This window comes from Muriicola sp. (assembly GCF_049669965.1).
GTDB lineage: Bacteria > Bacteroidota > Bacteroidia > Flavobacteriales > Flavobacteriaceae > Muriicola.
On record NZ_JBATLB010000283.1, the window covers coordinates 1 to 8,647 of the forward strand.

Annotated in this window: 6 protein-coding genes; 3 read left to right on the forward strand and 3 right to left on the reverse strand. The window is 41.3% G+C overall.

What is annotated here, in order from left to right; genetic code table 11:
- Positions 1–659, forward strand: a 659-nt coding sequence (locus WBM49_RS13895) for a TerC family protein (RefSeq protein WP_424372645.1), incomplete at its 5' end; no start/stop codon positions are given.
- A gap of 91 nt (positions 660–750) precedes the next feature.
- Here WBM49_RS13895 and WBM49_RS13900 read toward each other — a convergent pair.
- The 3 genes from WBM49_RS13900 to ychF all read right to left on the reverse strand — a co-directional run bounded on the left by WBM49_RS13900 (position 751) and on the right by ychF (position 6,533).
- The gene (locus WBM49_RS13900; protein WP_424372646.1) at positions 751–3,405 is read right to left on the reverse strand and encodes a DNA gyrase/topoisomerase IV subunit A; all 2,655 of its coding nucleotides are present in this window, start codon (positions 3,403–3,405) and stop codon (positions 751–753) included.
- A 31-nt stretch (positions 3,406–3,436) separates the two neighbouring features.
- Positions 3,437–5,290 (reverse strand): DNA topoisomerase IV subunit B, encoded by a 1,854-nt coding sequence (locus tag WBM49_RS13905; protein ID WP_424372647.1) that lies wholly within the window; start codon positions 5,288–5,290, stop codon positions 3,437–3,439.
- Positions 5,291–5,438: 148 nt separating this feature from the next.
- Positions 5,439–6,533 carry a redox-regulated ATPase YchF gene (gene ychF / locus WBM49_RS13910; RefSeq protein WP_424372648.1) on the reverse strand — a complete coding sequence of 365 codons (1,095 nt, stop codon included), beginning with the start codon at positions 6,531–6,533 and terminating at the stop codon, positions 5,439–5,441.
- Positions 6,534–6,613: 80 nt separating this feature from the next.
- Here ychF and speB point away from each other — a divergent pair, with 80 nt between their 5' ends.
- Together speB and WBM49_RS13920 are read left to right on the forward strand one after the other, a co-directional pair.
- Complete coding sequence (speB, locus tag WBM49_RS13915; protein ID WP_424372649.1) at positions 6,614–7,414, forward strand: agmatinase; 801 nt, start codon at positions 6,614–6,616, stop codon at positions 7,412–7,414.
- 126 nt (positions 7,415–7,540) lie between these two features.
- On the forward strand, positions 7,541–8,647 hold a 1,107-nt coding region (locus WBM49_RS13920; protein ID WP_424372650.1), incomplete at its 3' end, for a carboxypeptidase-like regulatory domain-containing protein.

Genomic DNA, 8,647 nt, shown 5'->3' on the forward strand with positions numbered 1-8,647 from the left:
GAATTATACTCTTGTTTGCAGTTTCGTTGCTCATAGGCCTTAAAAACCCCTTCTACTACCTGGAACTGAGTTGGTTTTCTGTAGGCATCAGTGGGCAAGCCCTGATATTGCTGTTTGGTGGATTATTCCTGCTGTACAAAAGCACTTCTGAAATTCATGAAAAAGTAGAAATGCCGGAGCACGACGAAGAGGCGCTAAAAGCAAAAAATATCACAAGTTTTTCAAAGGCCATTGTTCAAATACTGATCATTGATTTTATATTTTCGATCGACTCTATTCTTACCGCCGTGGGAATGACCAATGGAATTGGCGATCATCCCAATGATGCGCTGATCTTGATGATTATTGCAGTGGTAATCTCTATCATTATCATGATGATTTTTGCCAATGCCATCAGGGTCTTTATCAATAAGCATCCTTCCATGCAGCTACTTGCCCTGTCCTTTCTAATCTTAATAGGTTTTATGCTTATTGCAGAAGCCGCACATCTGAGTCATGCCCGACTATTCGGTTCAGAGATTGGGGCCATTCCAAAGGGATATCTATATTTTGCGATTTCATTTTCACTACTTGTGGAATTTCTCAACATGAAATACCGCAAAAAGGAAGAGATCATAGAAGATATGGAGGAAGAGGAAGAAGGATCCCTTAAAAAATAACTCCAGGACAGGTTTCCTTAATGTAATTACCATAGCACTCCTCTGCTGCTCAGGGATTTCCGGAAAGATCTATTGAATTATGCCGTTATTGCTAGAATAAGGTTATCTGCCCTTCAGAACCATCTTCCTCATCTGTTTTATCAGGAGATTTTGCAGCACCGTCTTTTTTGGGCGTTGGGATAACATCTTCCTCATCCACCACCTCTATATCATTTGGCTCATGCTTCTCGGGCTCCTCGTAAGGCAAGGGTGGCATTGCATTGATCTCAAGGACCTTTTCTTTAGTCAATTGGTTCCCCATAGCGGTGATCCCCTTAATTCCGATGAATTCTTCCAAATCAAGCTGCAGACTATCCTTTCGTTCCTGTCCGCGTTTTTTCGCAAAAACCAGCTCGGCCATAGGACGATGATCTGTAAATATTTTTTCCAGGTAAGATTTCGGGTGAGTGGTAATAATGGTTTCGTCTTTATCGGGGTTTTCTATCAGGAACCGCTTAATGTAGAATAACTCCTTCTCACCCTCCCAATAGATGGCAGTAATAGGCTTAGCGGGGATCCATTTTTCCAATACGATCATATCGTCATCAAAACGCATTATAATATCTGGAATGGCAGTTTTTACAACCCCTTTTTGATTAATAATAAGAAGACGATCATCGCTGGTAAATTCCCCTAACAATTCCCCTCTTCCGTCTACATTTAAACGTTGAATGGTATCATCGAACCAAATCTTTCTGGGCTTTAAGGTAGACAAGCCCTTCTCTTTTAATTCTATTCTCTTAACAGGGTATTTTGTGACAATATTTCCTTTAGAGGCCCGTCCTTTGATGATCACATCAGAAAAATCGAGGTCCCATTTAATTTTTTTGATACTCCCTGCCTGCCGAAGATTAATCGTAACTACTTCTGCCTCCCCATTGGGATTTGCCGTAAAATAGAGTATTTCTGATTGGGCCTTCCCGGTTGTCAAATCGTACATTTTATCCCTGGTGATACCTGTTACATTGAATCTCTTTACATAACTGGCCCCGCCACGCCCATCTTTATAGATCATATTATAGGTAGTGCGTTTGTCTTTTTTCTTGAAGACAGCCACATGAATAATGTTCTTATCTACAAAGGTTTTGGCATCTACTTTTGTGACCATCATTTGACCACTTTTGGTAAAGACAATAATGTCGTCTATATCACTGCAATCTGTTACGTATTCATCGCGCTTTAAGGAGGTCCCTACAAAGCCTTCCTCTTTGTTCACATAAAGCTTGGTATTGCGAATTACCACCTTTGTAGCTTCGATCTCATCAAAGATCCGGATCTCGGATTTTCGCTCTCTCCCCGCTCCGTATTTACTTTTCAGCCCTTTGAAATAATCAATGGCGTAGTCCACAAGATTTGCCAGGTAATTCTTGGTCTCTGCAATCCTGTCTTCCAGGCTTTGTATTAATTGCTGTGCCTTGTCTATATCAAATTTTGAGATCCTTTTAATCCGGATTTCGGTGAGTCGGACGATATCTTCTTCCGTAACCTCTCGTTTTAAATGCTGAATATGGGGTTTCAGACCCTTATCAATAGCACTTATAACCCCTTCCCAGGTCTCTTCTTCTTCAATTTCACGATAGATCCTGTTTTCTATAAATATCCTTTCAAGAGAGGCAAAATGCCATTGCTCTTCGAGCTCAGACAGTTGTATCTCTAATTCCTCTTTTAAAAGCTCTACCGTATAATCCGTAGAACGCTCCAACATCTCCTGAACCCCAATAAACAAAGGTTTGTTGTCTTCAATAATACAGCCTAGCGGAGATATGGAAGATTCGCAAGCCGTAAAAGCGTAAAGAGCATCTATGGTCTTATCCGGGGAGATTCCCGAGGGTAAATGTATAAGGATCTCCACCTCGGCTGCTGTATTGTCTTCAATTTTCTTGATCTTGATCTTTCCCTTATCATTTGCTTTCAAAATAGAATCGATGAGGGAAGAGGTGTTGGTCCCATAAGGGATCTCATTAATGACCAGGGTATTTTTGTCTAATTGAGAGATCCGGGCTCTCACTCGTATCTTACCGCCCCGCATACCATCATTGTAATTGGTAATATCAATGATACCTGAAGTGGGGAAATCCGGATATAATTTAAAACCTTGACCCTTAAGATGCTTAATAGAAGCGTCTATTAGTTCAATAAAATTATGAGAAAGTATTTTAGTGGAAAGGCCTACCGCAATCCCTTCGGCACCCTGTGCCAATAAAAGCGGGAATTTTACCGGCAGGTTTACCGGTTCTTTTTTTCGTCCATCGTAGGATGATTGCCAATCTGTTATTTTAGGACTAAAAACTACTTCCAGGGCAAATTTTGACAGACGGGCTTCAATATATCTGCTAGCCGCTGCTCCATCGCCGGTAAGAATATTACCCCAGTTACCCTGAGTGTCTATAAGAAGTTCTTTCTGCCCTATCTGTACCATGGCATCCGCAATACTGGCATCCCCGTGTGGATGATATTGCATAGTATGCCCTACAACATTGGCAACCTTATTATATCGGCCGTCATCGAGTTCCTTCAGCGAATGCATAATCCTGCGTTGTACAGGTTTAAACCCATCTTCAATGGCCGGAACCGCTCTTTCCAGAATTACGTAAGAAGCATAATCCAGGAACCAATCTTTGTACATGCCAGTAACCCTGGTAAGTGCATCTTGTTGTCCTTCCTGACCTTCCTCTTTCGCTAGGTGCTCATCTTCATGTTCCTCCATATAGAAAGACTCGTATTTACTTGATTTTTAATTATTCCTGATCTATAAGATCAACTTCTACTTTAAGATTGTCTATGATAAACTTTTGTCTGTCAGGTGTATTCTTGCCCATATAGAATTCCAATAATTCTTCTATGGATAAGGCCTTATCTAACATCACAGGCTCTAACCGAATATCGTCTCCGATAAAATGCTGAAACTCATCCGGAGAAATTTCTCCTAGTCCTTTGAAACGGGTGATCTCTGGTTTCCCACTCAGTTTTTCGATCGCTGCATTTTTTTCATCCTGACTATAGCAGTAGATGGTCTCTTTTTTGTTTCGAACCCTAAATAAAGGTGTTTGCAAGATATAGAGGTGGTTTTCCTTTATCAATTCAGGAAAAAACTGAAGGAAAAAAGTGATAAGAAGCAAGCGTATATGCATCCCATCTACGTCTGCATCTGTGGCAATAACGATATTGTTATACCTCAAATCCTCCATGGATTCCTCAATATTTAGTGCCGCCTGCAGAAGGTTGAATTCCTCGTTCTCATAAACGATTTTTTTCGACATTCCATAAGAGTTCAGCGGCTTACCTCGCAAGCTGAATACCGCCTGGGTATTAACGTCTCTCGACTTTGTAATGGACCCGGAGGCAGAATCCCCTTCTGTAATGAACAAAGTGCTCTCTAATCGTCGTTCACTTTTCATGTTATCCAGGTGTACCCGGCAATCTCGTAATTTCTTATTATGCAGACTCGCCTTCTTGGCCCTTTCACGTGCAAGTTTACGTATCCCGGATAATTCCTTGCGCTCCTTTTCGGCCATCATGATCTTACGTTGGATCTTATCGGCAGTTTCAGAATTCTTATGAAGATAATTATCTAGTTGTTTCCCAACAAAGTCATTGATATAGGTGCGCACCGTTGGAAAGTCCCCCCCCATTTCAGTAGAACCCAATTTAGTCTTGGTCTGACTTTCAAAAACAGGCTCCATCACTTTGATGGCTATGGCAGAGATAATACTCTTTCGCACATCCGAAGGATCGTAATTCTTCCCGTAAAAATCGCGTATTGTTTTAACCAAGGCTTCCCGGAACGCCGATTGGTGTGTGCCTCCCTGGGTAGTATGCTGTCCATTCACAAAGGAATGGTATTCTTCGCTATACTGAGTCTTGCTATGGGTAATGGCCACCTCTATATCCTCCCCTTTTAGATGGATGATGGGATACAGCAGATCATCTAAACTATTGTTGTCTTCCAGTAAATCTTTAAGACCGTTTTCAGAAAAGAACTTCTCTCCGTTAAAGAGTATAGTCAGACCAGGATTCAGGTAGACATAGTTCTTGAGCATGCGCTCTATATACTCATTGCGGTATTTATATTTTTTGAAAATCACCTCATCTGGTGTAAAGACCACCTTGGTGCCACGTCTTCTGGATGTCTCCTCAAGAAGCTCTTCGTTTATCAGGTTCCCACCTTCAAAATCTGCTGTCTTTGATTGACCGTCTCTGGTGGATTCTACCCTGAAAAAGGAAGACAAAGCATTCACAGCCTTGGTTCCAACACCATTTAATCCGACCGATTTTTTAAACGCACGGGAATCGTACTTACCACCGGTGTTCATTTTTGAAACTACATCAACTACCTTGCCTAGCGGAATTCCCCGTCCAAAATCTCTTACAATCACTTTGTCGCCCGCTATAGATATCTCGATAGTCTTACCTGCTCCCATGACAAATTCGTCAATACAGTTATCGATAACCTCCTTAAGTAAGATATAGATCCCGTCGTCTGCGGAAGAACCATCACCGAGTTTTCCAATGTACATTCCGGGGCGCATACGAATGTGCTCCTTCCAGTCCAGAGACCGGATATTCTCTTCAGTATATTGGGTTTGTGACATATATTTGGGGTATATCCCTGCTAATATAAAATTTCAAGGCAGAAATCAAAATGTACCTAAAAGAAAGTAATTAACAATACGCCGACGATATTGTTAATAGCTGTATTTATTGGGTTTGAACCAATTCCACACATAAATTACAAAAGGGCTATACATTAAATCTAAAGTGCATCACGTCGCCATCCTTCACAACGTATTCTTTTCCTTCCACCCGCATTTTACCTGCTTCCTTTACCTTGGCTTCACTACCAAAGGTAACATAATCGTCATAAGAAATAACCTCGGCCCGGATAAAACCTTTTTCAAAGTCTGTATGTATCACTCCGGCTGCCTGAGGCGCTGTGGACCCCACTGGAATGGTCCATGCACGTACTTCTTTGACCCCTGCGGTAAAATAGGTATGCAGGTTTAACAGGTGGTAAGCGGCCCGTATTAGTTTAGAAGAGCCTGGTTCATCCAGACCAAGATCCTCCAGGAATAATTGGCGCTCTTCGTACGTATCCAATTCATTAATATCTGCCTCGGTCCCAACGGCTAACACCAGGACCTCTGCCTTTTCATTGGCAACCGTCTCTTTCACCTTCTTCACGTAGGCATTGCCTTTCACTGCAGATGCTTCATCTACATTACAGACATAAAGCACTGGTTTGTCTGTGATGAGTTGCAAGGGAGATACAAATTCCTTTCTGTCTGCCGCATCGATATCTATGGCCCTCACCGAAACACCTGCTTCCAGGTGTTGTTTTATTTTGGCTAGTACAGCTTCCTCCTTTTGTGCTTCTTTATTGCCTGTTTTTGCGGCCCGTTTTACTTTGTCTAATTTTTTTTCAACAGATTCCAGATCCTTTAACTGCAATTCCATATCAATGGTCTCCTTATCACGAATAGGATCTACTGAGCCATCCACATGTACCACATTATCGTCATCAAAACAGCGCAAAACATGGAGGATCGCATCCGTTTCCCTGATGTTTCCGAGAAACTGGTTCCCAAGACCCTCTCCTTTGCTTGCACCCTTTACGAGTCCGGCTATATCCACAATATCAACGGTTGCAGGCAAGACCCTTTCCGGGTTGACGAGCGATTCTAATTTCTCGAGCCTGGTATCGGGTACATTTACTACCCCAATATTGGGCTCTATGGTGCAAAAGGGGAAATTGGCACTCTGCGCCTTTGCGTTGGATAAACAATTGAACAAGGTCGATTTTCCTACGTTGGGTAGTCCTACAATACCTGCTTTCATTCGTATGTTTCTGGTTTACGGGGTGCAAATATACTTTTTACTCCTATATTTATTGTCATAATGACGCATAGAACTGCAATATGAATCCATCTATTATTTTACAAGGCTTACTTTACGATGAGAACTCATCTTTTTTACGTGGACCCGCTAAGGCCCCTCCTGAGATTAGAGCGGCATATCACAGCTCATCTGCTAATTATTTTGCAGAGAATGGGCTCGAAATACGTCCGGAGACCTTTGAGGACAAAGGTGATTTTAAAATAGAGGAATATTTTGATATAGAGAAAATTACATCTACTAACTTAAATAAGAACATCGCGCTTATTACCTTGGGTGGGGATCATTCAATCAGCTATCCGGTGGTGAAGGCATTCTACAGGGAACATGGGCCGATGGACATACTGCACATTGATGCCCACGGAGATCTATATGACAGTTTTGATGGAGATAAATATTCTCATGCCTGCCCATTTGCCAGGATCATGGAAGAGCAACTGGCTAGTAGACTTGTCCAAATTGGGGTAAGGACCTTGAATTCTCATCAAAGGGAGCAAGCGCAGAGATTTGGAGTGGAGATTATAGAAATGAAGGACCTGAATCTCCATAAGTTGCCTGTTTTTAACAATCCTATCTACCTTTCAGTAGATATTGATTCGCTAGACCCCTGTTGTGCACCCGGGGTATCACATCAGGAGCCAGGGGGATTAATGACCAGAGAATTATTGCATATTATTCAGAGTATCTCCGTTCCCATCATTGGTGCCGATATAGTAGAGTACAATCCTGATCGGGATATTAATAAAACTACGGCCATGGTCTGTGCCAAGATCTTTCGTGAAATTCTCTCCAAAATAATTTCCAACAACCACTTAAACCCTTGATGCTGATCGGCTTTAAAAAAAATCTAACAATCTGTGCGCAATTTTATGAGATTGATGCATCTATTACTTATTAAAAAGTGTAACAAAGAGCAAAGTATCTCGTCTCAAGTATCAAAATAGTATATAGTGATCATAAGAAAGAATCTTATTATTTGTTTTGCACTGCTGCTTGTTTATCATGTAAATGCGCAGAGCCTCCAAGGGAGAATAGTAGATAAGGTAACCCAGATAGGGATTCCCTATGCCACTGTACAGTATGCCACCAAGTATGGCACCATTGCTAACGAAGAAGGAAGCTTTACGCTGAATCTTCCTGAAAACAGTACGGATTCTCTTGTTATTTCTTCCATGGGTTACCAGCAAGAACGCATCCCAATTACGAGGTCGACAAAAGAACTGACGATATACCTGGAGCCATCGGTCATTGAATTAGAAGAGGTTTTATTGCGAAACAGGATGCCCACCGCAGAAGATATCATCAGAGAAGTACGTGCTGCCTTTCCTCTTAATTATGTCAGTGCGGAACAGAAATACCAAATCTTCTTTCGTGAAACATCTTATATGCGCTTTAATAAATTTGATGTAGAAATAGATAAGGCTACCGCCATTCCAAAGAAACAGGTAACTAAGGCCAGCAAATCACTAGATTCCCTCGCCAAGGTCATTATGAGCAGCAGTTTAATAGAATTTGAGGACCTAAGTGGTTTTCTCCTCTTAAAAGATAAGGACTCCAGTAAGATCGCTATAGATAAAGCCACCAAGCTAGTAGACAGTAAGAAAGACTTCTCCATGGAAAATGTCCAGGAGAAGGCCCAACAAATTATTTTACAATATTTAGACACTACCTTAACATATAAGTTAAAGACCGGCTTATTTAAAATTGAAGACTCTCTTGCCCTAAACGAAGAAAACTTTAAGAACGACCAAAAACAGGAATTTTCTAACAAGGAAATTAGATCTTCAATTCTGAATGCCTTTAAAGCTTCTCAGTTCTATGAACTTTCTTTTTTGGATAAAATTTTAACCCCCAATTCGTATCGATTTTCACTAGACGGCGCCTCCTTCTTCCAGGGGTATCCCATATATGTATTGTCTTTTGTACCCAAAAAGTCCAAAGCGAAATTTACCGGTAAATTATACATTTCGGCAAATGACTATGCCGTCTTAAAAGCAGATTACTCTTTTAGTGAGGGAAGAGAAGGCCGTAAATTTAATATGAAACTCCTGTTAGGG